Annotated in this window: 28 protein-coding genes and 1 tRNA gene; 6 read left to right on the top strand and 23 right to left on the bottom strand. The window is 58.5% G+C overall.

Annotation, left to right across the window (positions count from 1 at the left end; all coding sequences use genetic code 11):
- Positions 1-40: 40 nt before the first annotated feature.
- Complete coding sequence (locus I2H19_RS05710; RefSeq protein ID WP_195621890.1) at positions 41-760, top strand: GntR family transcriptional regulator; 720 nt, start codon at positions 41-43, stop codon at positions 758-760.
- Positions 761-1032: 272 nt separating this feature from the next.
- On the opposite strand, the gene I2H19_RS05705 is transcribed toward I2H19_RS05710, so the two are convergent.
- On the bottom strand, positions 1033-1797 hold the full coding sequence (locus I2H19_RS05705; RefSeq protein ID WP_271745645.1) for a DeoR/GlpR family DNA-binding transcription regulator: 765 nt from the start codon (positions 1795-1797) through the stop codon (positions 1033-1035).
- A 205-nt stretch (positions 1798-2002) separates the two neighbouring features.
- Here I2H19_RS05705 and I2H19_RS05700 point away from each other — a divergent pair, with 205 nt between their 5' ends.
- Positions 2003-3055, top strand: coding sequence for an aldose epimerase family protein (locus tag I2H19_RS05700; protein WP_195621889.1), 1053 nt, complete (start codon positions 2003-2005; stop codon positions 3053-3055).
- 84 nt (positions 3056-3139) lie between these two features.
- On the opposite strand, the gene I2H19_RS05695 is transcribed toward I2H19_RS05700, so the two are convergent.
- Positions 3140-3619 carry a PTS system mannose/fructose/N-acetylgalactosamine-transporter subunit IIB gene (locus I2H19_RS05695; RefSeq protein WP_195621888.1) on the bottom strand — a complete coding sequence of 160 codons (480 nt, stop codon included), beginning with the start codon at positions 3617-3619 and terminating at the stop codon, positions 3140-3142.
- 157 nt (positions 3620-3776) lie between these two features.
- Here I2H19_RS05695 and I2H19_RS05690 point away from each other — a divergent pair.
- Positions 3777-3852, top strand: a tRNA-Thr gene (locus I2H19_RS05690).
- Positions 3853-4066: 214 nt separating this feature from the next.
- Here I2H19_RS05690 and I2H19_RS05685 read toward each other — a convergent pair.
- The 4 genes from I2H19_RS05685 to I2H19_RS05670 are packed head-to-tail and all read right to left on the bottom strand — an operon-like array spanning position 4067 to position 6614.
- Positions 4067-4540 carry a YhcH/YjgK/YiaL family protein gene (locus tag I2H19_RS05685; RefSeq protein ID WP_055310433.1) on the bottom strand — a complete coding sequence of 158 codons (474 nt, stop codon included), beginning with the start codon at positions 4538-4540 and terminating at the stop codon, positions 4067-4069.
- Between the two features lie 32 nt (positions 4541-4572).
- Positions 4573-4710, bottom strand: a complete 138-nt coding sequence (locus I2H19_RS05680) for a hypothetical protein (RefSeq protein WP_187359589.1) — start codon at positions 4708-4710, stop codon at positions 4573-4575.
- 27 nt (positions 4711-4737) lie between these two features.
- Positions 4738-5673, bottom strand: coding sequence for a hexose kinase (locus tag I2H19_RS05675; RefSeq protein WP_195621887.1), 936 nt, complete (start codon positions 5671-5673; stop codon positions 4738-4740).
- Between the two features lie 59 nt (positions 5674-5732).
- Entirely contained in the window at positions 5733-6614 is an 882-nt protein-coding gene (locus tag I2H19_RS05670) for an aldose 1-epimerase family protein (RefSeq protein ID WP_195621886.1), read from the bottom strand.
- A gap of 157 nt (positions 6615-6771) precedes the next feature.
- On the opposite strand from I2H19_RS05670, the gene I2H19_RS05665 reads away from it, so the two are divergent.
- On the top strand, positions 6772-7356 hold the full coding sequence (locus tag I2H19_RS05665; RefSeq protein ID WP_229089801.1) for a flavodoxin domain-containing protein: 585 nt from the start codon (positions 6772-6774) through the stop codon (positions 7354-7356).
- A 75-nt stretch (positions 7357-7431) separates the two neighbouring features.
- On the opposite strand, the gene nagA is transcribed toward I2H19_RS05665, so the two are convergent.
- The 8 genes from nagA to I2H19_RS05625 all read right to left on the bottom strand — a co-directional run bounded on the left by nagA (position 7432) and on the right by I2H19_RS05625 (position 14122).
- Positions 7432-8601: an N-acetylglucosamine-6-phosphate deacetylase gene (gene nagA, locus I2H19_RS05660; RefSeq protein ID WP_117769904.1), complete on the bottom strand. Its 1170-nt coding sequence runs from the start codon at positions 8599-8601 to the stop codon at positions 7432-7434.
- Between the two features lie 117 nt (positions 8602-8718).
- Positions 8719-9885, bottom strand: coding sequence for an SIS domain-containing protein (gene agaS / locus I2H19_RS05655; RefSeq protein WP_035137674.1), 1167 nt, complete (start codon positions 9883-9885; stop codon positions 8719-8721).
- Positions 9886-9999: 114 nt separating this feature from the next.
- Positions 10000-10731, bottom strand: coding sequence for a GntR family transcriptional regulator (locus I2H19_RS05650; RefSeq protein ID WP_055310430.1), 732 nt, complete (start codon positions 10729-10731; stop codon positions 10000-10002).
- 184 nt (positions 10732-10915) lie between these two features.
- The gene (locus tag I2H19_RS05645; RefSeq protein ID WP_022094609.1) at positions 10916-11998 is read right to left on the bottom strand and encodes a PTS system mannose/fructose/sorbose family transporter subunit IID; all 1083 of its coding nucleotides are present in this window, start codon (positions 11996-11998) and stop codon (positions 10916-10918) included.
- Entirely contained in the window at positions 11988-12788 is an 801-nt protein-coding gene (locus tag I2H19_RS05640) for a PTS mannose/fructose/sorbose/N-acetylgalactosamine transporter subunit IIC (protein WP_035137676.1), read from the bottom strand. The genes I2H19_RS05645 and I2H19_RS05640 overlap by 11 nt, the downstream gene beginning before the upstream one ends.
- 90 nt (positions 12789-12878) lie before the next feature.
- Positions 12879-13361 (bottom strand): PTS N-acetylgalactosamine transporter subunit IIB, encoded by a 483-nt coding sequence (agaV, locus tag I2H19_RS05635; RefSeq protein ID WP_117716286.1) that lies wholly within the window; start codon positions 13359-13361, stop codon positions 12879-12881.
- 36 nt (positions 13362-13397) lie between these two features.
- Entirely contained in the window at positions 13398-13679 is a 282-nt protein-coding gene (gene yajC / locus I2H19_RS05630) for a preprotein translocase subunit YajC (RefSeq protein WP_117583566.1), read from the bottom strand.
- On the bottom strand, positions 13679-14122 hold the full coding sequence (locus I2H19_RS05625; protein ID WP_195621885.1) for a PTS sugar transporter subunit IIA: 444 nt from the start codon (positions 14120-14122) through the stop codon (positions 13679-13681). Before I2H19_RS05625 ends, yajC begins: the two co-directional genes overlap by 1 nt.
- A 702-nt stretch (positions 14123-14824) precedes the next feature.
- Between I2H19_RS05625 and I2H19_RS05620 the strand changes: the two genes are divergently transcribed.
- Entirely contained in the window at positions 14825-15463 is a 639-nt protein-coding gene (locus I2H19_RS05620; protein ID WP_195621882.1) for a DUF2975 domain-containing protein, read from the top strand.
- Between the two features lie 9 nt (positions 15464-15472).
- Positions 15473-15712 carry a helix-turn-helix domain-containing protein gene (locus I2H19_RS05615; RefSeq protein WP_118388347.1) on the top strand — a complete coding sequence of 80 codons (240 nt, stop codon included), beginning with the start codon at positions 15473-15475 and terminating at the stop codon, positions 15710-15712.
- A 114-nt stretch (positions 15713-15826) separates the two neighbouring features.
- Here I2H19_RS05615 and I2H19_RS05610 read toward each other — a convergent pair whose 3' ends face one another.
- From I2H19_RS05610 to I2H19_RS10015, 9 genes are all read right to left on the bottom strand, one after another.
- Positions 15827-16912 carry a hypothetical protein gene (locus I2H19_RS05610; RefSeq protein WP_195621880.1) on the bottom strand — a complete coding sequence of 362 codons (1086 nt, stop codon included), beginning with the start codon at positions 16910-16912 and terminating at the stop codon, positions 15827-15829.
- Positions 16913-17038: 126 nt separating this feature from the next.
- Entirely contained in the window at positions 17039-18124 is a 1086-nt protein-coding gene (locus I2H19_RS05605; RefSeq protein WP_195621879.1) for an isocitrate/isopropylmalate dehydrogenase family protein, read from the bottom strand.
- Between the two features lie 6 nt (positions 18125-18130).
- The gene (locus I2H19_RS05600) at positions 18131-18829 is read right to left on the bottom strand and encodes a hypothetical protein (RefSeq protein WP_006236252.1); all 699 of its coding nucleotides are present in this window, start codon (positions 18827-18829) and stop codon (positions 18131-18133) included.
- A 15-nt stretch (positions 18830-18844) separates the two neighbouring features.
- Positions 18845-19273 (bottom strand): hypothetical protein, encoded by a 429-nt coding sequence (locus I2H19_RS05595; RefSeq protein ID WP_195621878.1) that lies wholly within the window; start codon positions 19271-19273, stop codon positions 18845-18847.
- A 5-nt stretch (positions 19274-19278) separates the two neighbouring features.
- The gene (locus I2H19_RS05590) at positions 19279-20358 is read right to left on the bottom strand and encodes an NAD(P)-dependent oxidoreductase (protein WP_195621877.1); all 1080 of its coding nucleotides are present in this window, start codon (positions 20356-20358) and stop codon (positions 19279-19281) included.
- Positions 20359-20457: 99 nt separating this feature from the next.
- Positions 20458-21411 carry a DegV family protein gene (locus tag I2H19_RS05585; protein WP_006236249.1) on the bottom strand — a complete coding sequence of 318 codons (954 nt, stop codon included), beginning with the start codon at positions 21409-21411 and terminating at the stop codon, positions 20458-20460.
- A gap of 79 nt (positions 21412-21490) precedes the next feature.
- Complete coding sequence (hpf, locus tag I2H19_RS05580) at positions 21491-22075, bottom strand: ribosome hibernation-promoting factor, HPF/YfiA family (protein ID WP_035137685.1); 585 nt, start codon at positions 22073-22075, stop codon at positions 21491-21493.
- A gap of 317 nt (positions 22076-22392) precedes the next feature.
- On the bottom strand, positions 22393-22773 hold the full coding sequence (locus I2H19_RS10020; RefSeq protein WP_411266900.1) for a type 2 periplasmic-binding domain-containing protein: 381 nt from the start codon (positions 22771-22773) through the stop codon (positions 22393-22395).
- 5 nt (positions 22774-22778) lie between these two features.
- Complete coding sequence (locus I2H19_RS10015) at positions 22779-23402, bottom strand: transporter substrate-binding domain-containing protein (RefSeq protein WP_324252735.1); 624 nt, start codon at positions 23400-23402, stop codon at positions 22779-22781.
- Positions 23403-23904: the final 502 nt, after the last annotated feature.

Raw genomic sequence — 23904 nt, 5'->3', positions numbered from 1 at the left:
GCAACCATCAGGTATAACCAACATGCAAACTGAGGCTCTAATGCTCGATACACACGAAAAACGGCCACTCTATTTACAGCTCACCGACGCGCTGCTCAAGCAGATCGTCGATGAATATCAAGCAGACGATAAACTTCCAACAGAAATGGAACTCTGCGACGAATACGCCGTAAGCAGAACAACCGTCCGACTTGCCATGAGTGAGCTGGAGCGTCGTGGAAGTATCTATCGAATCCAAGGTAAGGGATCGTTTGTTGCACCGAAACGCGTTAGCGAACTCAATTCACTTTTAGACTTTGACTTTGCAAGCCATTGCGATGGCGTTGATCCGGATGCCATCACCAAACATTTCGGCGGCCTCACATCAGGTCGTCCAATTTCCGTAATGATGCTCCAACAATTTGGATGTCAAAGTCGCGATGAAATTCAGCGTCTTGAATTGACCTACGAACTTGAAGGCAGCTTCATAGGCGCTGATACGTTCTTCATTTCAAAGTCGCGCGTTCCGAATAACCAGTTAGATTTTCAGGCATTTAGCAGAACCATGGACGACTTGTCCAAGTCTATCCAATCTGTTAGGGAAAGCTATAGAGCACGTCAGCTTAGCGATTCCGAAGCCAGTAATTATGGTGTTGCAAAACTTCCGGTCATCGAACTGACTCATTATGCTTACGACTCCGGAGGCAAACTAATCTCAATTGTCTGCCGCACCGTCTTAACTGGGCGAATCCCTTATCAAAACTTTATTTTCAAGTCCTAATGTTCTTTTTCTTTTGTCTCGATCTGTAACACGTAGCCGAGTTTTTAAGTCCTAACCGTTACAGATCGAGACAAACAAGGTAGACCACGCCGAATTGTCTCAATCTGTAACATCTGACTCGCTTTTGGCCGCCTAGATATCACAGGTTGAGACAATTTGATAGTGGAGTCCTCATTTGCGCGTCATATCGCGTAGCGCTGACGCGCTGGTTTCCACAATGACAGGAGGTAAAAGTCCTCCCGCATCGCCCGTTGGCAATCCCGTAGCGCTAGCTAGCAAATGACCTGCGTATGCTCCTCGATGGCGGCACGATCTTCGGCGGCGATGCCCGGCTCGCACACCACGGCGTCCAGGCTGTCCAGACGGCAGAAGGTGTAGAAGTCGCGCTTGCCAATCTTGCTGGAATCGGCGATCAGATAGCGCGAGTCGGCCTTGCTAAAGGCGAGCTGCTGGATGCGGCCCTCTTCCATGTTAGACGTAGACACGTCGCCGTCCAAGATGCCGTTGGCGCCGATAAACGCCGCATCGATGCCCAGCGCACGCAGGGTATCCTCAGCCGTTGGCCCCACAAAAGCGGCGGTGCGGCGACGGTACATACCGCCCACGAGGCACAGGTCGCAATCTTCGCGCGCCTCGAGCAGGTTAAACACCGAAAGCGAATTAGTCACGATGCGCAGGCGAAACGCCGGCAGCATCGAGGCCATCTGCTCAACCGTGGTGCCCGTACCCAAAAAGATGGTCGAGCCCTCCTCGATAAGCTCCACAGCACGGCGCGCGATCTGCAGCTTTTCCTCGGCATGCTTGGTGCGCTTTTCGCTGTGCGAATACTCATGGCGCAGCATAGCGTGTGGACGGCCCCGCGCACTGCGGGCTCCGCCGTGCACGCGCTCGATCTCGCCCAGGCTCGCAAGCTCCTCAAGATCACGGCGGATCGTCATATCCGAGACACCTAACGCATCCGAAATCTCCTTGACCGAGACCGTTCCCTGTTCCTCGAGCAGCTGCCGAACCTTATCCTGTCGCTCCGCTTTAATCACGATGAGTCCTCGCTGTTCCACGCTCACGTCAATTCAAACAATAACGAACAAATTGTATCAGACTCGCGCGCGTCAGAAATGAACGCCCGCACAGCTCCAATCATCACTTTTTTGAGAAAAATACCCCCTGCTTTAGTGGGGTGTAGTGATAATCTCGCCTGTTCGCGCTACAGTTTGTCCGAAATACCTCGATGTTAGGAACCAAATGATCACTTCCGAGCTTTTCGGCACCGCGCCGTGCGGTACCCCCGTTCATCGCTACACCCTCAACGGGCCCGAGATCTGCGTTCGCATTATGGACTATGGCGCCACCGTGCTGGGCATCGACGTGCCCGACATTCCCGGCAACGTGCGCGATGTGGTGCTGGGCTTCGATAAGCTCGAGGATTACTTTGACAACCCCGCCTGCTTTGGCGCGACCATCGGCCCCGTGGCAAACCGCACCGCGGGCGCCACGATCACCATCGCCGGCACGGACTGGCATATGCCAGCCAACGAAGGCGTCAACAACCTGCACAGCGATCTTGAGCATGGTCTGCACAAGCGCGTGTGGGATGTTGAGCTCGACGAGGTCCATAACGCCGTGCGCATGACCACCTCGCTTGAGGACGGTGAGCTGGGCCTGCCCGGCAACCGCACCTTTACGGCCGTGTTTACCGTGACACGCACCGGCCGCTTCCGTATCGAATACGGCTGCGAGAGCGACCGCGCCACCTACGTGTCCATGACCAACCACACGTACTTTAACCTTGCCGGCCATAACGCCGACATGGACTGCGAGCACTTCTTTGTTGCCAACGCTGCCCACTACCTGCCCATCAACGAGCAGAACATCCCCACCGGCGAGATTGCTCCGGTCGAGGGCACGCCGTTTGACTTTCGCGAGCTGCGCCCCGTCGCGCCTGGCATGGAGACCGACGATCCGCAGATTAAGCAGGCCCGTGGCTACGATCACTGTCTGTGCATCGATGGCTATCAGTACGGCCGCAATCTCCGCCGCGCGATGCACGTCGAGGAGATGTGGACCGGCCGCGAGCTGGACTACTACACCACTGCCCCGGGCGTGCAGCTCTACACCGGCAACTGGCTGGGCGACGAGCACGCCAAGGACGATGCTAACTATGGCTGGGGCGCCGGCTTTGCTCTCGAGGCCGAGATGTACCCCGACACGCCGCACCAGCCGTTGTTCCCGCAGGGCATTGTGGGCCCGGGTCACCCCTACAGCAATGTGATCGAATACCACTTTATGAGGCACTAAGCCCACAACGCAACATATCGCACAGCAGCGCCCGCCGGCACCACCGCCGACGGGCGCTTTGCTACCTAGTCATTGGGGACGTTCTTAAATGACTAGTTGGATGGGGTCGGGATTGGAGCTGGGGAAATAACGGATTTCTAGTTCTATGCCGAGCTTTTGCAGCTCTTTGAGGGAGGCGACATCTGCGCCGTCTACGGCGACTGCGGGCGTTATGGGGTGCTTGCCCTCCCCTGCCTGCATATGGCCAATGCTGATCTTGGTTATCGGCACACCGCCCTTAACCAGCGCGAGCGCATCGGCGGGCGAGGCCACCATGATCAGAATCAACTGGCGCGGCGTTGCGGTATGAATGATGTCGATAGTCCTTTGCACCGAGAAAAACCGCGTCCAAACGCCTTCTGGCGCCGCCACCCTCATGGGTGCCCATTGGCGTGAATCCGCCGCGATCTCATCGTTGACGATTAGGACAAGGTTGGAACCCACGGCTTCGTTCCACAGCTCAACGTCTTGTCCGTAAATAAACCGGTCATCGATACGCGTGAGAAGAATCTTGGGTTGAGCCATCGCCGCCCCATTCTGTTTGAGACCCATACGAGCGGGACATCACGCCTTCAATATTAGTGCATTTAAAGTGAGAAAAGCCGTCAGAACACTTGCGCGGATGTGCGATGTCCCGTATCATAGACAGCCGTTGACGCCCCAGTTGCGTCACTACATGGCCGCCAGCGTAGCTCAGTTGGTAGAGCACCGCTCTCGTAAAGCGGGGGTCACCGGTTCGAGCCCGGTCGCTGGCTCCATTGCACAAGATAGCCGCCTTCGGGCGGCTTTTTTGTTGCTGATTTTGAGTGCGCATGCGCCAACCCAAGCATCACCGCGTCGACAGTTCCCCTATTCAAAAACAGAAACCCCGCCAAACGTGATTCCCCTAGGGGAAACACTTTTGGCGGGGTCCTTGCGTGATTTCCCTAGGGGAATCACGCCATCAGACGAACAGCTCAGACGAACAGCGTGTTACTCCTCCCAGTAAGCGTCGGCAAGCAGCTTAAAGCAGATCTTCTTGACCGGCTGCGCGCCATCGCCCGAGAACTCGAGCGTGGGCATATGAGGCTCGCCGGCAACAAACAGCGCAAACTTGTCGTCAGCAAGATCGCCGGCGATCGAGGCGTCGGAATCGACCAGATCGTAGTCGTCCTTCTCGTCAAACTCCTGGACCAGCGTCAGGCTGCCCGTGGCAACCTTAAAGGCCTCGCGACCCTCAATGTCGATCTGCAGGTCGTGATAGCGCTGATGCGTCTCGTAGTGAGCCTCGGCCTCGGGACGAGTCGTGGGAGCCATGACGTTCGCAAAGACCTTGTCGCCCAGAATCGGATGGCTGCCGACCTCGAGCTCCGCCGGATCGTTCTCCTCGAGCCAATCAATCAGCACGTCGAGGCCCTTGAGCATTCCGCGGTACTCCTCGATATCGCCCAGTGCACCGTAAATCATCTAAATCCCCTCTCGGATCGTTCCTTTGGCGGCTACTCGATAAACGCGTTACCGACGCTGTTGCCACCCACATACGTCTCGACCAGGGTAAGGTCGGGATTGAACACGACAACGTCGGCGTCGCGCCCCGGCACAATGCTACCGCACTTGTCGTCAACATGAGCTAGCAAGCGATGCCGGAGCCGTCGCCCAAACTCTTACAGCTCAGTCACGACAACGCCGTTGTAGACCTCGTCCCAACGGTCCATGACCAGATGGCCAGTCATGGGATCCATGGCGTTGAGCTTGCCGCAGGTGTTGGCGGTACGCAGCACCGTCTCGTCGTCTGCGCCAGCAGCGATGGCATGTGCGAAGCCTGCGATAGTGGAGTCACCAGAGCCCGTGGCGTTAACGGCAGGGATATCGGGCGTCTTTGCGCGGAACGCACGGCCATTGTGGAAGCCAACGGAGCCGGCAGCGCCCATGGACACGACGACCCAGGGGATATCGGAGAAGCGGGCGTCAGAGGCGAGCGCGGCGCGGAGCTCATCCACATCGTCGGTGGTAAAGCTCGTACCCAGAAGGCCATTGATCTCGGTCAGGTTAGGCTTGACCAGCTCGGGCTTAATTTCGGACTTAAGGGCGGCCTCGAGCGAAGCACCCGAGGTATCGAGCAGCACCTTGGCGCCGGCGTTCTCGGCAATGCCCGTGATCTTGGCATAGTAGTCTGCCTCGACACCGCGGGGCAGAGAACCCGAAATGGTGACGACGTCGGCCTTGCCCGCAAGCTCAGTAAACTTGGCGGTAAAGGCATCGAGTTCCTCGGGGGCAATTGCCGGGCCACTCTCGAGCAGCTCGGTCTGGTTGCCGGCGTGGAGGATGTTGAGGCAAATGCGAGTCTCGCCCTTGATGGGCACAAAGTCGTTGTTAATACCGTTGGCGTCCATGAGCTCAGCCATGTAGGCGCCCATGTGGCCGCCGAGCAGACCGGTTGCCACAACGTCGTCGCCCAGCTGACCCAGCACACGGGCCACGTTGAGGCCCTTGCCGCCAGCGGTCTTTTCGGGCGTCACACGGTTAACGTCGTCGATAATGAGCTCATCGAGCTGATAGCGCGTATCGACAGACGGGTTCATCGTAACGGTGAGGATCATTTTTAGCTCCTTATCTCGCAGGCTCCTTGTGCCTCGCGATACGAGTCGACAAAACGGAATTACAGAATCTCAATCGTGAACGAGCTAACGACGGTCTCCTTGGGCTTGGCGACAAGGCAGCCGCGCTTATGCTCAAGCACGTCGTCCTCATCGGAGCAGGTCGAAAGACCGCCCCAGGGCTCAACTGCCACAAAATCGCCCTCGGGCTTACTCCACACAATGAGATACGGGAAGCCCTCAAAGCTCAGGCGAACGCCCTTGTCCTCGCCCTTCTTGGAAAGCGTGACCTGACGACTCTCGAGTACGTCAAAGATGGTCTCCGCAAAATCGAAGAGCTCGTGCGACAGGGGCAGCGTCTTTCCCACCATGGGGTTCTTGGAGCGGTTTGCCACGTCAATCAATCCAGTCGAGGGAACGGCGGTGCAGAGCTCCGCAGTCTCGTCTTTCTCAAAGCGCAACTCGTAGTCCGTATAGGCCTCGCCCTCATCGAGCGGACACCTAAAGCCGGGATGACCGCCGATAAAGAACGGCATGTCCTCGGTTCCCTCGTTGGTCACCTCATAGGAGACGCGCACGGCATCCCCCTCAAGCGTATAACGAGCGACAAGCTTAAACGGGTACGGATAATCGCTCAGCAGCGCGGCATTATCCTCCGAAGCCAGGCACATCGCCAGCTCGTTCTCGCCTTGGCTCAGCAGCTTCCACTCCTGTTTGCGCGCAAACCCGTGGCGAGCGAGCTTTACATGATGCCCGGCAAATGTCATGGCGCTGTTGTCGCGCAAGCCTCCGCAAATCGGGAAGCAAATCGGTGCCTGGCCGGACCACACGGCGGGATCGCCCTGCCACAAGTACTCGCGACCTCCGGCCTCAATCGAGGTAAACGAACCACCAGCCGTGGACACCTTAATAGAAATCGAATCGTTGGAGAGAGCGTATTCCATTGCCCATCCTTTCGAACAACTGCTTTTTTGCTCGCAAGAACCCGTCTCGGCCCTGACCAAAGGACAAACCCGCACGTTCATCGATACGTCCGGTATCCCAGCCATGCAACGGGGTACCATACAGACATTGATGCAATTACAGCTGAAAGGCCTTCTTATGCGAACCATCATCCTCTACGCCTCGCGCCATCACGGCAATACGAAAAAGCTCGTGGACGCCATCGTCGAGGCACACCCCGAGATCGATACCCTCGACGTGAAGTCACTCGGTAAAAACGAGTATCCCAACCTGCACGAATATCATCTGATCGGTGTCGCCACGGGAATCTATTACTCCGAGATCGACAAGGACATGGCACGCGTGCTCACGAACGTGCTGCAGCCGCAGGACAAGGTGTTTGGCCTTATGACCTACGGTGGCAAAAACAAGTGGTACGGCAAGGATATCGATGGCATCTGCCGCATGAGGCAGGCCATCTTTATGGGTGTCTACGGCTGCCCCGGCTTTGATACGTGGGGTCCGTTCAAACTCACCGGCGGTGTGCAAAAGGGACACCCGACCGCTGAGGAAATTAAGGGCGCCGTCGACTTCTTCGACAAGATCGAAGACGAGTATGGCGACATCATCGTCGAAGAGTACGCCAAGCGCGAGAAGCGCCTAGCATACGAGAAGGAGCATCCTGCAGGAGGCCTGGTGGCCGGCGTTAAGCGCACGGCAAAGAAGATTGCTAACAAGCTGTAACTGTGAAGGTGCTTTTGAGCGTTTAACCCATACGGCGGGTCCGAGCAGATTCGGGCCCGCCGTCTTTTTCTATCGTTACTCGGTAAAGGCGTTGCCGACGCTCTGGCCGCCAACATACGTCTCGACGAGGGTGAGCTCATGGTCGAACACGACAAAGTCGGCGTCGCGACCCGGCATGATGCTGCCGCACTTATCCTCGATGTGTGCAGAGCGAGCCGGCACCTCGGTTGCCATGCGAATGGCGATATCGGCGCTGGCGATGCCCCAATCGACAATGTTCTTGACGCCCTGGGCAAGCGTGAGCACCGAGCCAGCAATGCTCTTGCCGTCGGCGAGCCAGCACAGGTTGTCCTTCATGATGACGTCCATGCCACCACTGGTGTAGCTGCCCTCGGGCATGCCGCCGCAACCCAGGCAGTCGGTGATGAGCACCGTGTGCTGCCAGCCCTTTGCCTGCAGCAGTGCCTTGATGGCGGCAGGGTTTACGTGCTTGCCGTCACAGATGATCTCGGCGTAGGTCTCGGGCGTGGACATGGCAGCGCCCACGACACCGGGCTCACGGTGATGCAGGCCGCGCTGACCGTTATAGGTATGCGTAAAGCAGCTGGCACCGGCGTTGATGGCGGCGATGCACTCATCGTAGGTGGCGTCGGAGTGACCGATGCTGGTCACCACACCCTTGGCGTTCAGAGCAGCCGCATAAGCAGCGGCACCGTCGCGCTCGGCCGCCATGGCGCTCTTAACGATGCGACCACCCGCAGCCTCCTGCCACTGATCGAAGACCTCCTCGGAGGGATCGATAAGATAAGCGGGGTTCTGCGCGCCCACGTGCTTCATGGTAAAGAAGGGGCCCTCCAGGTAGATGCCCTGAATGCGAGCACCGCAGAAGTCGGGGCCGCGGCCCTCGTCCGCCTTGGCGATAGCGGCGCAGGCGTCCTTGATCTGCTCGACGCCATCGGTGAACGTCGTGGGCAGCCAGCTGGTGGTACCGCGACGGGCGAGCTCGGTTGAGCTGATATCGATGCCCTCGGGATCGTTATCGGTAGTTGAGTGGTTGTAGAAGCCATGGATGTGAGTATCGACCATACCCGGTGCGATCCACGATCCCGTGTAGTCCTTAATCTCGCAAGAGGGCTCGTCGGCCTGCCAGGCGCCAAAGACGCCGTCCTCGACCATAAGATAGCCGCCCAGTTGCGGGCCTGCCGGCAAGAAGAACTTGTCAGCCTTAATTGCGTACGTGCTCATATGCACTCCTTGCTTCTAAAGCAGTTGACTGTGGTGATGCTTATACCCAGCTCACGTAAAACAAAAAGCGCCCGCCCGCCGTTATGAGCGGACGGGCGCCCTTACAGGGGGACGCGATTAAGCGGTGAAGGGGTGAATCGTCACGCCCTTAACCACGCGGTTGACCGTGCCGGTGGGGCTCGGCGTATCGGGCGTGTTGCCCACGCGCACGGAGTTGAGCAGGCTGATAGCCTGGGCAAACATCACGAACGGCAGAGCAAGGTAACCCTCGGGAAGTGCCTCGTAGCCCTTAAAGGTGAAGGACTCACCCTCATAGACGGTGGCACCTTCCTGCTGAACGGCGATGGTGTGCTGAGCGATCTCGTCGCCACCGATCTCGTTGAGGATGTCGATGTCGTACTGACGGGTGTAGGCGTCGTTGTTGACGAACACGAAGACGAGCGTCTTATCGTCGACGAAGGACTTAGGTCCGTGACGATAGCCCATGGAGGTGTCGTAGGAAGTAGCGACCAGACCGTGAGCGAGCTCGAGGATCTTGAGCTGGCTCTCCTGAGCAAGGCCACCGAAGGAGCCAGAACCCAAGTAGGTCACGCGGTTGAAGTCGCCAGCCAGGTAATCGGCGATCTCGGGCTCACGGGAGATGACCTCCTCGCCCATCTTGGCGATGGTCTCGACCCACTCGGCCTTCTGCTCGTCAGAGGCAGTGTCGAAAATAAGGGTGGAGAGCAGGGTCATGCAGGAATAAGAACCGGTCATGGCGAAGCCCTTGTCGTTGGCGCGCGGAATGAGCAGCGTCAGCGCATTGGGATCATCGGCAGACTCGACGGCAAGCTTGCCCTCGGGAGCGCAGGTGATGTTGAGGAACTTGACGTTGTGGACGAGCTCCTTGGCAACGGCAACGGCGGCAAGGCTCTCGGGGCTGTTGCCAGAGCGGGCAAAGGAAACCACGAGCGTGGGATCCTCGGCGCGCAGGAAGTCGCGCGGAGCGCTCACGATGTCGGTCGTGGCGATGGGCTTAAAGTCGTAGAGATCAGTGTTGCCAGCGTGACGCAGGTACGGGGCGCAGGTATCGCCAACGTAGTCGGACGTACCGGCACCGGTGAAGACAACGGACAGACGGCCCTCGCCCATAGCGCGAGCCTCGGCCAGGAAGGCCTCGATGGCCTCCTTGTTCTCGCGATAGATGTTGAGCGTATCACGCCAAAGCTCGGGCTGCTGAGCAATCTCGGCCGTGGTGATCTGGGCGCCGAGCTCGGTGAGCTCCTCGACACTCTTCTCGAACATTTCTAATACCTCTCTCTAGAAGTAATCCTCTGACGTGCAATTATACACTTCAGTTGGTTATCTGGTAGTAACCAGTTAAATGCAAAGAATCATCATATGGATACGATGCGAACACTAGTCGCTACGCTGGTGGTAAACCTTGTATTTAAACTGATCGGCACGAGCAACCGAGAGTGTATACTCCACAACCTCGTTTGACTCGTTATACGTAGTCCTGACCAAATCGAGCACAGGCGAGCCCTCGACAATTCCCAAAAGGTGGGCGTCGGTGGGACGGGCTATGCTCGCATAGAACTCCTCTTCGGCCACGCGTATCTTTTGCTGAAAGTCTTGCTCAATCACATCGTAAAGCGGCTTACGCTCCAGTAGCGGTCGCTTTAGGGACAGAAATTGACGAACCGGTAGATAGCTGCGTTCGACCATCATGGGCATGTTGTCGGCAGAACGAAGGCGCTTGAGCTTAAAAATGCGATCGCCGATACGCAATCCCATATGCTCGGCCAGATTCTTATCGGCCTCCATCTCGCAAAACTCGAGAATCGTGGTCTCGGGGTCGCGACCCATCGCGCGCATCTGCTCGGTAAAGCTGTAGGACTGCATAAGATTGGTTGCCTTTGCCGAACGGTCGGTCACAAAGGTACCGCGACCGTGCTGCCGAACCACCAATCCTAAACGCTCCAGTTCCTGCAGAGCCAGGCGTACCGTAGTGCGCGAGAGACCATAGCGCTCCGATAGTTCGCGCTCGGAAGGAATCATGTCACCGGCGCGATATTCATGGTCGATCTTTTCGGTCAAAATATCGACCAGCTGATCGTACAGCGGTTGCTTACGCGCTCCGATTGCCATCCTATCCTCCCATTTTCTCAAACTCGGCTACTACCTTGGGTGTTTAGCATTATCTGTCTGCCACACCCGAATCATCAAGATAACAAAAGCCGCGCGCTCTTTCGAGCACGCGGCTTTTAACATACACATGGCTTAAGGGGTCGGGGTGTGAGCCGCGTAGGGACACACCCCTCAAGCTAGAGCCTTACCAGATGCTCGGCCAGAGACCAAGCGGGCCAGCGCCCAGGATGCCAAGGACAAAGAGCAGGAGAATGCCCTTGGTCGGGGTCCAGCTGTGCTTAGCGAACATGTAGTAAAGCAGCAGCGTAAGCATAAGCGGGACGAGCTTCGGGACGATGGTGTTGAGGGTGTCGGCAACGGAGAAGTTGACCGGATCCTCGGTGACGGTGCCGTAGGTAACGGACTCCATGCCGTTGCCCAGATCGGTGACGCCGCACTCGACAGCGTTGCCGTCGGCATCGGAAGCGGTGAGGGCGTTGCCGTCCTCATCGGTCATGGCGATGGTGCCGGCCTCAGCGGTCTCGGTATCGATGCCCTCCATACCGGTGAAGTTCTCGGCCTCCTTCTCGGAGACGATCACGGTAGTAGCGGAGAGGCCACGGGTGGTGCCGTTGGGGATCTGGAGGTTGATCTGGGTGCCACCCATGGTGACGACCAGGCAACCGACGACGAAGACGCCCATGATGGAAGCGGCACGCGTGAAGGCCTGCATGTTGGCAGTCAGAGCGTCAATAGCGCTGGTGCCAAGCTTGTAGGACCAGTTCATGAGCCAGAAGCGCAGAGCGAACTGGACGACGTTGAAGATCACCAGGAAGATGATCGGTGCAGCGGCGTTGCCGTTGATGGCCATGTTGGAGGTGATGCCGGCCGTGATAGGCACGAGCGTCAGCCAGAACAGAGCGTCACCGATACCACCGAGCGGGCCCATTGCGGCAACGCGGACGGCGCGGATCGTGGGGATGTCAACCTTGTTCTGCTCGAGCGAAAGCACGATACCCATAACAAAGGTGACGAGGAACGGGTGGGTGTTAAAGAACTCCAGGTTGTGGCTCATGGAAGCCGCGAGGTCGTTCTTGTTGGTGTGGATCTTCTCCAGACCGGGGATGATGGAGTAGAGCCAGCCAGCAGCCTGCATACGCTCGTAGTTGAACGAGGCCTGCAGGAAGCAGGAGCGCCAAGCCATCTTGTTGAGGGTCTTCTGGTCGAGCTGCGGAGCAGGAGTGAGATCCTCGTAGTGCTCCGGGATCACATACTCATTAGATGCCATCTTCGAAGTCACCTCCGTCAGAAACAGCTGCACCCTTCAGCTCGGTCTGCTGCTGGAAGTCCCAGAAAGCGATGCCGAAGCCGATGAGAGCGAGGATGAGCAGGGCAGGGGTTGCCAGAGAATCGTTGGCAACGGTGATGAGCGCGAGGCCAAAGCCCATGAGGAAGAAGCCCCACATATCGCGGTTCATCATAACCTTGAGCAGGACGGCGAAGCCGACGAAGCGCATCATGCCGCCTGCAGCGGAGAGACCGGTCTGCAGCCAGGTCGGGATGGCGGAAGCGATGGTCTGACCGATGGTAGCGCCAGCGATGAAGAACAGGGTGACGACGACAGCGAAGATCAGGCCGAGCAGAGCCATGGCGAAGTAGTTCAGACGCTCGATACCCTTGGTGTCAGCGTTGTGAGCCATGTTGTCCGCGGAGGACATGAGCGGCGACATAAGCGTGAAGACCAGGGTAACGCCGAGCTGACCAAGCAGAGCGAACGGAATGGCAAGGCCGACTGCCGCGTTGGGCTCGAGGCCCGTAGCGATAGCGAGAATGGCTGCCATGATGCCGCCGATGACGGCGTTAGGCGGCTGAGCACCTCCGATCGGCATGTTGCCGATCGTCATGAGCTGATAAGTACCACCCACGAGAAGACCGGTGTTGAGGTCGCCAAGGATAAGACCGATGACGGCGCCGGTGACGATGGGCTGATAGAGAGACTCGAGGAAGTTAAACTGGTCGATTGCCGCGACGAACGTGACGATGAAGACCAGAGCGACCTGGAAGATCGTGTATTCCATCTTGCTCCTCCTTTCAAAATGTATGTACGCACTTTGGATATCACGTACAGAATGTCAGGGTTTCACTCCTGACAACGTGGATCACGAGGATTACGAGAAGAGCTTGCTCGTGTCCTCAACAGGCGTGCTCGGAACGCGCCTGATCTCCAACTCCACCCCCAATTCCTGCAGCTCTTTAAACGCAGCGACATCCTCGTCGTTAACTGCGACGGAGGTGGCGACTTGGCGCTTTCCTTCCGACATGTGCATGTTGCCGATGTTTACCTTCTTTATAGGCACACCGCCCTTGACGAGCGTAAGCACGTCTTCCGGTGTTTCGGCCACGATGAAGATCTTCTGGCGCGGGCTCGCCTTGCCAATGACGTCGATGGTCTTCTGCAGGGAGAAGAAACGCGTAGCGACGCCGGCGGGAGCGGCCATCTTCATGAGGTTCTGGCGCATGGTGTTGGTCGCCACGTCGTCGTTGGCGACGAGGATGAGGTTGGAGCCCAGAGTGGAGTTCCACTGGGTGGCAACCTGACCATGAACCAGTCGGTTATCGATGCGGGTAAGAAGAATGTTGGGTTCTGCCATGTTGATCAGCTTCCTTTCGTTATTTGCTGACGACAGTTACTTGATCTCCTGAATCGCGTAACGCGAAACATCTACGACGGCTCCGGATCGGACTTTAATCTGGACCTTCTCGCCTTCGATGCCTTTGACGGTTCCGTAGATACCGCCGGCGAAAAGAACCTCCTGACCCGGCTTGAGCTCGGTGTGCAGCTCCTTGAAGTACTTCTGCTTCTTCTTCATGTTGATTTGCGACCAGATGGTGTAAATCAAGCCCATGATGACAAGCAGGCCTAAAAGGGCGACCGAGGAGCTCAAGACGCTGGCTCCGAAATCGGCCATTAGATGCCGTCCTCGTCGCCGAAGATATCCTCTTCCTCGGAGTCGGCAACGGATGCGACCGTCTGGGCGGTGACGCCCGTCTGGCCAACGGTCACGGCCTGCTCGCCAAGCTCGGCGAGCGTGGCATTGCCGCGGAGGAACAGAAGCTCAATAACCATGGGAAGGTTGGTGCCAGTCAGAACCTCGACGTTGTCGACATCCTGGGCAATCATCATCGACTGGTTAAACGGGGTGCCGCCAAGCAGGTCGGTAAAGACGAGCACGCCATCGCACTCCTCGCGCATGGCGGTAATAGCGGCGCGGAGATCCTCACCGTAGGATGCAGCCTGGTCGCCCTCAAAAGGAACGACGGTAAAAGCGGGCTGGTCGCCAGCAACCATAGCGATAGCGCTTGCGAGGCCGGGTGCGAACTGTCCATGACCGGTAAGAATAAAGCCAACCATTCAAATTTCCCTTCCGAAGGTGTGTACGATCTGAGTCCGATGATTTTCGGAAGCCAGCGGGCAATCGCCCTTAAAGCTTCTTGGAAAGCGTTCTTTGAAGACCAGTGGTTTCTAAACTGGTAGTAACCACGTGATGTGTTGTTGTCACTATATCACCACAGAAGAGGTCGCTTTCGTTGATTCATACGGTAAAACGTTTTTGCACCGCTCACGGTGATATTTCGACCGTTTACCGCTCGTTAACACTTCTACCTGCGGTTTTGAAACCGTTTCGAAACGCTTTGGCAAAAGATCGGAACTTTTCCTGCGCCTAAACAACGCAGGGCGGCTAAAAATAGCGTGTAGAAAAATTGCAGGTCATTGTGAAGATATGTGAATTGGTCTTTTTGACTTAATACCAGTTAGAACCAGTTTTGAGATTATCGGTGAACGGTAGTTTTCGACCGTTCACCGGTCACTTGCAATCGTTTGCAGTTGTTTTCCCAGATGAATTAGGGGAACCCGATGGAGCGTTTGCGCGATCACGGGAAGTTTTGGCATTTGTCCTCATCCCCCGCGCGCCAAACTCCGGCATTCAAAATGAGCTAATAGCTCACGTTAATCGTTTTCGATCATTACTTACTCATTATCCGTAATTATTTATCGTTTATCGTTAATTCTGATAAGATACAAGTATCATCCAAAACGCCGATTGGAGGGGTTATGCTCCATCGAAACGCATCTATATCGAATGAAACCATCAGCCGCGAACAGACAATAGCCAAACTGAGGAAGCTCGCTCGCATCTGCAAATGGGCCACGATCTGCATTACCACCGCGCTCGCCCTGGGACTCCTCGCAGTCATTGCGATTGACCTTCTACTCATATTCCCTGGCCTCTCCCAAGGGTCGTGTCTCCAATCCGTAGAACTTCAAGCCGGCGAGGGGCCATGCCTTGCTATCGTCGGTACCGATGCGCAGGCCCCACTTATGCTCGTCGCACACGATGGTCACACTGCCATAGGGAGCCTCTTGATGACATGTCTCGCGCTTACCATCGCGATAAGCGTGCGCAGGCTTTTCTTCAACATTGAAAAGGAAGGCAGGCCCTTTGACCTTGAATGTAACCAGACACTTCGTCGAGTAGGACATTTATTCCTTATCGGCGGCGTTGCCGTGAGGCTTCTTGGTGCCGTAATCACGGGAATGATACTCTCAGGATTTGGCGGCAGCTTTACGGATGCGTTCGTCGGCCAGTTATTCGAGCCCTCCATGCTCTTTGCAGGCCTGATTATTTGCCTGATTGCCAGCATCTTCCGCTACGGGTATATCCTGCAAAAGCAAGATGACGAGTTGCTCTAGGGGGAATCCATGATTATTCTGCGGCTTGACCGCATGCTCGCCGAACGCAAGATTTCATCCAAAGAGCTTGCGGAACGTGTGGGCATCTCCCAGGTCAATATGTCACGCATTAAGACGGGCAAGGTTTCTGCCATACGTTTTTCAACTCTTGACGCGATATGCCGGGCACTCGACTGCCAACCGGGCGATGTGCTGGAATATATATCCGACGATGAAGCCGATAGCCTTTTTGGGCTTAAAGATGAATAGCCATAATTAAGCCGCCGATCATGCCCTCAACGCAAATAGCCCGCCAGAACGACTTCCGTACTGGCGGGCTATTTGTTGTCTATCGGCTAGATGTTCGATGAGCCGTGCGACTCTTTACGCAAACAGGCCGTAGATGCTGATGTTGGCCTTGGCGTAGAGGCCGTTGGCGTACTCGGTCCACTTGGAGCTAGCGCTCGAAGCCTGCGAGGAGTACTGCTGGTAGGCGGTGTAATAGGCGGTCATGGCCTGCTTGTAGGTAGCGCTATCGGCCGTAAAGGCATCGTCAGCGAAGGCCTTAGCGTAGGTGCTATCGGCGTCCTTCCAGGTACCCTTTTCGCTATCCCACTCGTCGCCGGCAAGGTTGATGATGTAGTCGGCGTAGTCCTTGCTCGCGGTCTCCTCGTTGCCGTCAGCAGGCTCGGTCGGGGCGGTCGGCATGCTTGCGGAGCTATCGCCCACCTTCTTCTTGTAGAGCTTCTGCAGCGTCGCGGACTGACGGACGATCTGCTTGGCCTGGTCCTTGGACACGCCGTACTGCGTGGCCATGGCCTTGTAGTCGGAGGTGCCGATGGAATCCTCGGCGTACTTCTTCATCTCCTTGGAAGAGACGGTGGTGCCCTCGTCCTCGGCAGCATCGAGCAGAATCTTGTTGCGCACGTAGGACAGGATGACGTCGGCAGAGGGAGCGGTGTAGTTGCCATCGCCATCCTTGACGGTGTCGAGGCTGTACTGGCTCTCGATGGCCTCGCGCGCGGTGATGTCGCTCTTCTTGCCGTTGTAGCTGTAGCTTGCCACGGTCGAATCGAGCTGGTCCTCAGTGAGGGTCGCCGAGCCGACGCCCTTCCCGCCAAAGCCGCCATTGCCGATAAAGAAGCCGACCACGGCAGCGATCACGACTGCGACCACAAAGGCGGCAATCATCGTCTTCTTGTGCTTTGATGCATGGTCGTCCGCGTCGGAGTCGTCGTCCTCGTCCTGTTCCTCGGGCATGAGGTTTTCGTCGGCGGCGTCCGCGGCGATCTTTGCCTCCAGGCGAGCGTCCTCCTCCTCGGCCGTCGTACCGGCAGCAATGTGCTCGGCAGACGTACCGGCGACCAGATCGATCTTCTCCTCCTCATCACCGTCGGGGCCTTCGCCGCGCTCGATGATCTGGATGCCGTCGATCTCGTCCTTCTCGTCCTTCTTTTGAATCAGACCCATATCAGTTACTCCTTGTTAGGAAACATAGTCCGCAATAGAATACGCCCGACAGAGCGCCGGGCGTATTGATTCTCAGGTTATACGCAAACACTTAAGTACTATTTAGGCGTTTGCAGTCTGCATGCCTTAGGCCAGGTGCGCGATAACGGCATCGGCAAAGGCCTGCGTGCCCACAGCACCCTCAACGGAGCCGGTCTGGGCACGACGAACGTCGCCGGTAACCTGCTCACCCTCGTCGAGCGTGGCAGAAACGGCGGCGCGAATGCGATTGGCCGCGTCATTCTCGCCCAGGTGATCGAGCATCATAGCCGCAGACAGAATCTCGGCCGTGGGGTTAGCGATATCCTGGCCAGCGATATCGGGCGCGGAGCCGTGCGTCGCCTCGAAGATGGCGCAGTCGGCACCGATGTTGGAGCCGGGGGCCATCCCTAAGCCGCCCACCAGGCCGGCGCACAGGTCGCTGACGATGTCGCCGTACAGGTTGGGCAGAACCAGGACATCGAAGTCGTTAGGGTTCTGGACCAGGCCCATGCAGGTGGCGTCGACGATCTTATCGTTGAACTCGATATCGGAATAGTTGGCGGCCACCTCGCGCGCCACGCGCAGGAACAAGCCATCGGTCGCCTTCATGATGTTGGCCTTATGCACGGCCGTCACCTTTTTGCGGCCGCAGCGGCGGGCGTACTCAAAGGCATACTCCACAATGCGGCGGCTCTTGGCGATGGAGATCGGCTTGATTGAAATGGCGGAATCAGCGGCGAAGGTCTTCTGACCCGAGCGCTCGACAAGCTGCGAGAGCTCCTCGACCTCGGCAGTGCCCTCATCGAACTCGATGCCGGCGTAGAGGTCCTCGGTGTTCTCGCGCACGATGACCAGGTCGACGTCGCGGAAGCGCGAGCCGTCGCCCGGCTGCGACAGGCAAGGGCGCACGCAGGCATACAGGTCGAAGTGCTTTCGCAGGGCCACATTGACGCTGCGGAAACCCGTACCGACCGGCGTGGTGATGGGGCCCTTGATAGCAACCTTGGTCTCGGCGACCGCGTCGAGCACGTGCTGAGGCAGTGGCGTGCCAAACTCGTCCATGACGCCGGCACCGGCCTCTTGGACGTTCCAATTGATCTGGACACCGGTGGCCTCGACCACGCGGCGCATGGCCTGCGTAATCTCGGGACCGATACCGTCACCGGGGATCAGGACTACATCGTGCGCCATAATCTGTTACTCCTCGTCTTCGGCGTCGTCAGATTTTTTAACGCTAGCACGCTTCTTCTTTTTGGAGAGATCCAGACCAAAACGTTTAACAAGCATTTCGCAAATCTCACTCGAACGGGCCTTGAGATAGCTGCCCTTGCCGTTCTCGGCGTCGAACTTAAGGCGCAGCGCGAGCTTCTCGGCGACCTCGGCGTCAATCTCGCCCTGGCCAAACTCGTACAGGCAACCGAGCATGTCGCGATACTCAAGGTCGCCGTGGTAGCACTGGATAGCCTCGTCCAGGATGGGCCAAGCCTCGCGCGAACGCTCGACGCTCGTGGCACCCCACACGCACAGCAGGCGGAAGGCGGCATAGCGCAGCGTGGAGGAAATCTCGTCGAACAGCGCGGTCTCGGCGCCCTCAAAGGCATCGCCCAGCTGCTCGGGGCAGGTGGTGGCGAGCGCCGCCAGGGCGTCGAGGGCCTCCCAGCGGGTCTGAGCCTCGGGGCGGTCGAGCGCCTCGATCAGCGCGGGCACGCAGGGCACGACGCGCTGCGGATCGCGCTCGGCAAGCAGGTGCAGCACGCGAGCGGCAAACTGACGGATGCGGCGCGTGGGGCAGCCGAGCTCCTTGACCAGACGGTCGACGGCGTTCTCGTTCTCCTCTGCCAGCTGAAGCTGTGCCAGCTCCTCGTCGGTGAGCTGTTCTTCCTTGTTTTCTGCCATAGTTACCTCTTCTTACTATTTCTTAGCATGCTTGCCAGCACCCTTGCTGTCATCGGTGACCGAGATGAGCTGTCGGGCGGCCGCGCCATTGCGGCGTGCGCGGCGACGCTCCTCGGCATCGCCCGCGTCGGCGGCGGCGCGGTGGGCCTTGTTGACGTTAAAGACCTCGTCGTGCTTGCGCCACGGACCGACGGACTCGCCAAAGCTCATCTTAAGACCGGCGATAAAGCCGCCGAGCCAGCCGATCGGCGCAAACTGCACCAGCGGGAACAGCGAGAACACCCAGGTCAGTAGGACGACTGCCGCCGCTCCTGCAAAATTGGCAATCCAGTAGTCGCGCTTGGTGATCACGCGCTTTTCGCACGCCCACTGGCCGCACAAAAAGCCAATGTAGATCGCAAAGAGAAAGAGCACCAGCGCTAGTACCACGAACGTCCAGCTCATGGGCGCTACTCCTCGTGATGATGGCCGCAGCAGCACTCGTGGCCGTCGTCATGGCCGTGGCCGCCGCAGCACTCGTGGTCCTCGCCATGGTGGTGGCCGCAACCGCACTCGTGGTCGTCGCCATGCTCGCCGCAACCGCAGCCTTCCTCGTGAGCGCCATGCTCTTCGGGACGATACTGCGACCAGTCCAGACCGGCGGCAATGGCGTCGGCCTCCTCCTTATAGAGGACCGTGATGGCCTGGGTACCCAGCTTGGCGCCGCCGATGGCGTCGAGCATGTCATAGAGCGTAAAGGCGACGTCGGCGCCGGGCAGCGCGAGCTCGCGATCATCGGCGTAGGCGAGCGCCAGACGCAGGTCCTTAATGAAGTGCTCGACCATAAAACCGGGCTTGTAGTCGCCGTCGAGCGCCTTGGGAGCCAGGCTCTCCATGGCGCCGGACTTGCCGGTACCGCCCAGGATCATCTGGCGGGTCTTCTCCAGGTCAAGACCGCTCAGCTCGGCAAATGCCATGGCGTCCGCCATGCCGACCATGCAGGCGCCCAGCGACACCTGATTGGCGAGCTTGGCAGCCTGGCCCTTGCCGGCGCCGTCGAAGCAGCAGATGTTGGCCGCAAAGGTGGCAAGGATGTCGCGGACCGGGGCGATGTCGTTCTCGGTAGCGCCCACGATAGCCGTGAGCGTGCCGGCGATAGCACCCGACTCGCCGCCGGTGACGGGGCAGTCAAACGCCATGCGACCAGAAACCTGGGCGGCCTCGGCAATGTCACGGGCGAGCTCGGGCGAGCTCGTGGTGAGATCGATCAAGACCGCGCCCGGCTTGGTGCACGCAAGCAGGCCGTTGCCCGCCAGATAGAGCTCCTCGACCTCGGAGGGATAGCCCACCATGGTAAAGACGACATCGGCGTTCGCCACGGCCTCGGCCGGCGTATCGGCCCAGACGGCGCCGCGCTCGATAAGCGCGGCGGCCTTGGACTTGGTGCGGTTGTTGACCGTGACGGGGTAGCCGGCGTCCAGGATGTGGCCGGCGATGGGGGCACCCATGATTCCGGTGCCGATGAATGCGACGGAGAGCTTGTTTGCCATGAAACCTTTCCTTTTGGGTTGGGTGTTGTTACCAGGTTAAAATACTCGGTGCCAGCGTTTCGGCCGTGACTTGAGGGCACTTGCAGCCGCAGCGCCTACCTACTCGCCTCGCACGCGGCGCGCGATGCGGTCGGAAAGCGAGGCTTTCTCGGCGCGATTCTTGCCCCAAAACGCGCAGGCCACCATGCCGGGGCCCACGTGCGAGCCAATGGTGGGACCCACGGAGCTGCGAATGATCGTGACGTCGGCGCAGCCCTCCTCCTTGCGGATGGCGGCTTCGAGCCAGTCACCGTCCTTTTCGGCATCGGCCGTCATGATGGCGATGGGCATGGTGCGGTCGGGCACGTAGTTCTCGCGGAACGACTTGAGGATGGACTTGAGCGCCTTCTTGCGGCCGCGGTTGACGCCAATCAGCGACAGCGAGCCGGCAAGGTCGTAGGAGAGCTCGGGCTTGACATCGAGCTTTGCCGTGAGCTGCGCCGCCGCGGGCGGAATGCGGCCGCCGGCAGCCAGCGCGTCGAAGCTCTCGAGCGTAAAGTAGCCGTGGACGTAGGTCTTTGCCTCGTTTGCCCAGTCGACCAGCTGCTTGGCGGTCAGTCCCGCCGAGCGCTGGCGCACGGCCTCGAGTGCCAAGAGCGCACCGGTCGCGCAGGGCAGAGCGTTGTCGACCACGTAGAGCTCAAAGTTGGGATACTCGGCGCGCACGGCGTCCGCCGCCTGGCACGCGGAGTTGTAGCTCGACGACAGCGCCGAGGTAAAGCACAGGTAGACCGTTGGTGTGCCCTCTTTGGCGCACTCGGTAAAGAACTCGATATAGCGACCGAGCGACACGGCGGAGGTAGACACGCGAGCGCCAGCGCGCATGCGGTCGTAGAACTCCTTAGGGCTCATGCTCGACCAGATATCGTCCGTGCGCTCCTCGCCATCGATAATGAAGGGGAAACCCAGGATATCGACATCGAGGTTCGCGGCGACCTCGGGGCTAAAGTCGCAGCAAGTATCGACGACGATGCGGCAACGGTCCGAATGACCGGCGGATGCGGCCTTGTCCATCAAAGCGACTCCTTACGTAAAAAGGCGGCCACCCGCATGGGATGGCCGCCAACCGTTAACTCATGCAAGTTAACGTATTTTACTCGTCAAGTGTTTCGATGCGGGGCTTGATGATGCCATATCCACCATTCTTACGGTGATACACCACATTGATGAGGCCAGTCGTCGCGTTCTCGAACACGTAGAAGTCGTGGCCCAGCAGATCGGTCTGCACCAGCGCCTGCTCCTCAGTCATCGGGGTGACATCGATGACCTTCTCGCGGACGAGCAGGTCGTCCTCCTCCTCGGGCAGCAGCAGGTCGGCCAAATCCTCGACGCGCTCGACCGGTGCGACATCCGCTGCGCTGGCACCGCCCTGGCGGTTGTCCACGACCTTGGTCTTGAACTTGCGCAGCTGGCGGGTGACCTTATCGGCGGAGAGGTCGATGGCGGCGTACATATCCGCACCGTGCTCGGCAACGCGAATCACCGAACCGCGGGCACGAACCGTAACCTCGACGATTGCCGGGTTGGGGTTCGAGGGGTTCTTCTCATAGCGAAGTACGACGTCGACCGTCATGGGCTCGATATCGAAAACCTTGAGCGCCTCGCCGATCTTCTCATCCACATGCGCACGCAGAGCATCGGTTACCGTCGTCTTGCGTCCAGAAACCTTGATATCCATACGTGGCTCCAATCTGCCTCGGGGACTTACTGTACTGGCTATGTACCCATTGCCGTGCATTTAATCACGCGAATTCCCAAAGACCCGAATAACGATTGCTTGATACCGCATACCGAAGTCTCGCACTTTTCTATGGCAAAGTGCGCTATAGGAGGGCGACGGCAACTTTGTTTTTGGTCCCGAAAATTGGCTTTGACCTGCTGGTTTTATTGGGATGAAAATGCCGGGCTCCCCTGTTGGGAAAACCCGGCAGTGCGTGTTGAAACCGTGAAGAGGCGTCTCTCCTAGCGCATAGGAGACCCCACCCCTGGCAATAACTAGCTATTGAGCTTGTTAATGTCGTCGTCGGTGATGGTGCCCTCCTGGCTGGACGATTTATCCTCGGAGGTTGCACCATCGCTGCTCGAATCGGAGGATGCGGACTCACTAGATCCGGTATCGGTCGACTGCACGTCGGCACCCGAGACCGTCTTGGTGGTGAGGTCATAGGGCATCGTGCCGTACCAGACGGAGTGGACCGCCTCGAGCGTGCCATCGACCGTGATACCGTCGAGGGCATCGCTCACGGCGCGGCACAGCTCATCGTTGGCCGCGAGGCCCGCGACGCCGAGCGTCGAGGGCGTCTCGAGCGCGCCGACATAAGAGATCTGGCTCATCAGGCGCGCAAGGTAGCCGCCGGCCGTGGAATCGCAAATCACGTAGTCTATCTCGCCGGACTCGAGCGCCTCAAAGCACTCGTTGATGTTGGAGAAGGTCTTTTGGTTGGCCGTGATGCTCTGCTTGGCGAGCGCTTCCTGCGAGGCCGAAGAGGTCTGAACGCCAGGGTAGCGGCGTTAAGCGTTTCGGTGGAAACGCTCAGCGACTCGCCGTCGCTCGTCTTTCCGAACACTGCCGCAGCGTCGTACAGGCAAGTACCAAGCGTGCTGATGTCACCATCCGTGGAATTGATGTCGCCAATGAAGATGTCGGCCTTTTTGTCGCCAAGCGCGGAATCGGCAGAAGACGCATCGACGAAGGCAACCTTAAGGCCCATGCGGCTTGCAAGGGCGCGGGCAGCGTCGACCGCGTAGCCCGTGAGGTTGCCATCGGCGCCCTGCATGGCCTGCGGGGCATCGGAGGTATCGAGGGCAACCGTCAGGGTGCCGGGAGTGACCAGGGCATCGTCCGACACCGCAGGGGTGACGGTCTCGCGCTCGATCTGGTCAATCGTGGGTGTCGTGAACGTGGACAGTGGGTTGAACGCGCATCCGCTCAAGCCCAATACGGCAATGACCGCCGCGGTCCCAGCGCTTAACCGAGCCGCGTGCATCAAGCTGCCCCTCACCATGTCCACTACCCTGCCTTCTGTGTCGTATACAATCCGTGCGTTGCGCGGAATAACGGGTGTTCCCACCAGCTGACCTGGTATTTGACCCCACACTTGCGCACCGGGGTGTTTGCTCGGGAGGCCGTAGCCACCTTCACGACTGGCCCGCTCGCCCGCGAGGCGGTATTGCCCCAAAGAAAGTAGAACGGACGGTGCGGCTTACATCTAGGACGCGCCATGATCGCGCCGCGCGCACGCGGTCGCTTACGTGGATCCCTTTGACCGCGTCTGTCTTGGACTAGGATGGACATTTCGTCCGTCCGCAACCACAGCCTGGCAGGAACGTAGCGCATTATAGCTAAGTTCAAGCTAAAGTTTAAGGTTAGGGGCGTCATTCGCACCGTGAGCACAGATTTTGCAGGTCGGAGCGGACTATTCGTGCCCCCATCAAAACCACCCCTAAAAGGGGTGGTTTGCTCTTAGGGTATAACCCTTGGATTTCCGGCACGCGTCTAAAGGCGCC

The organism is Collinsella aerofaciens, assembly GCF_015560135.1.
Lineage (GTDB): Bacteria > Actinomycetota > Coriobacteriia > Coriobacteriales > Coriobacteriaceae > Collinsella > Collinsella aerofaciens_AN.
The sequence above is the reverse complement of the archived record's forward strand: the minus strand, read 5'-3'. Positions and strand labels throughout refer to the sequence as shown.

Excerpts from the sequence above, each read along its gene's own strand:
- I2H19_RS05710 (WP_195621890.1), top strand. The coding sequence starts at position 41 with ATGCTCGATACACACGAAAAACGGCCACTCTATTTACAGCTCACCGAC.
- I2H19_RS05700 (WP_195621889.1), top strand. The coding sequence starts at position 2,003 with ATGATCACTTCCGAGCTTTTCGGCACCGCGCCGTGCGGTACCCCCGTT.
- I2H19_RS05695 (WP_195621888.1), bottom strand. The coding sequence starts at position 3,619 with ATGGCTCAACCCAAGATTCTTCTCACGCGTATCGATGACCGGTTTATT.
- I2H19_RS05685 (WP_055310433.1), bottom strand. The coding sequence starts at position 4,540 with ATGATTTACGGTGCACTGGGCGATATCGAGGAGTACCGCGGAATGCTC.
- I2H19_RS05675 (WP_195621887.1), bottom strand. The coding sequence starts at position 5,673 with ATGATCCTCACCGTTACGATGAACCCGTCTGTCGATACGCGCTATCAG.
- I2H19_RS05670 (WP_195621886.1), bottom strand. The coding sequence starts at position 6,614 with ATGGAATACGCTCTCTCCAACGATTCGATTTCTATTAAGGTGTCCACG.
- I2H19_RS05665 (WP_229089801.1), top strand. The coding sequence starts at position 6,772 with ATGCGAACCATCATCCTCTACGCCTCGCGCCATCACGGCAATACGAAA.
- nagA (WP_117769904.1), bottom strand. The coding sequence starts at position 8,601 with ATGAGCACGTACGCAATTAAGGCTGACAAGTTCTTCTTGCCGGCAGGC.
- agaS (WP_035137674.1), bottom strand. The coding sequence starts at position 9,885 with ATGTTCGAGAAGAGTGTCGAGGAGCTCACCGAGCTCGGCGCCCAGATC.
- I2H19_RS05650 (WP_055310430.1), bottom strand. The coding sequence starts at position 10,731 with ATGGCAATCGGAGCGCGTAAGCAACCGCTGTACGATCAGCTGGTCGAT.
- I2H19_RS05645 (WP_022094609.1), bottom strand. The coding sequence starts at position 11,998 with ATGGCATCTAATGAGTATGTGATCCCGGAGCACTACGAGGATCTCACT.
- I2H19_RS05640 (WP_035137676.1), bottom strand. The coding sequence starts at position 12,788 with ATGGAATACACGATCTTCCAGGTCGCTCTGGTCTTCATCGTCACGTTC.
- agaV (WP_117716286.1), bottom strand. The coding sequence starts at position 13,361 with ATGGCAGAACCCAACATTCTTCTTACCCGCATCGATAACCGACTGGTT.
- yajC (WP_117583566.1), bottom strand. The coding sequence starts at position 13,679 with ATGGCCGATTTCGGAGCCAGCGTCTTGAGCTCCTCGGTCGCCCTTTTA.
- I2H19_RS05625 (WP_195621885.1), bottom strand. The coding sequence starts at position 14,122 with ATGGTTGGCTTTATTCTTACCGGTCATGGACAGTTCGCACCCGGCCTC.
- I2H19_RS05620 (WP_195621882.1), top strand. The coding sequence starts at position 14,825 with ATGCTCCATCGAAACGCATCTATATCGAATGAAACCATCAGCCGCGAA.
- I2H19_RS05615 (WP_118388347.1), top strand. The coding sequence starts at position 15,473 with ATGATTATTCTGCGGCTTGACCGCATGCTCGCCGAACGCAAGATTTCA.
- I2H19_RS05610 (WP_195621880.1), bottom strand. The coding sequence starts at position 16,912 with ATGGGTCTGATTCAAAAGAAGGACGAGAAGGACGAGATCGACGGCATC.
- I2H19_RS05605 (WP_195621879.1), bottom strand. The coding sequence starts at position 18,124 with ATGGCGCACGATGTAGTCCTGATCCCCGGTGACGGTATCGGTCCCGAG.
- I2H19_RS05600 (WP_006236252.1), bottom strand. The coding sequence starts at position 18,829 with ATGGCAGAAAACAAGGAAGAACAGCTCACCGACGAGGAGCTGGCACAG.
- I2H19_RS05595 (WP_195621878.1), bottom strand. The coding sequence starts at position 19,273 with ATGAGCTGGACGTTCGTGGTACTAGCGCTGGTGCTCTTTCTCTTTGCG.
- I2H19_RS05590 (WP_195621877.1), bottom strand. The coding sequence starts at position 20,358 with ATGGCAAACAAGCTCTCCGTCGCATTCATCGGCACCGGAATCATGGGT.
- I2H19_RS05585 (WP_006236249.1), bottom strand. The coding sequence starts at position 21,411 with ATGGACAAGGCCGCATCCGCCGGTCATTCGGACCGTTGCCGCATCGTC.
- hpf (WP_035137685.1), bottom strand. The coding sequence starts at position 22,075 with ATGGATATCAAGGTTTCTGGACGCAAGACGACGGTAACCGATGCTCTG.
- I2H19_RS10015 (WP_324252735.1), bottom strand. The coding sequence starts at position 23,402 with ATGGTGAGGGGCAGCTTGATGCACGCGGCTCGGTTAAGCGCTGGGACC.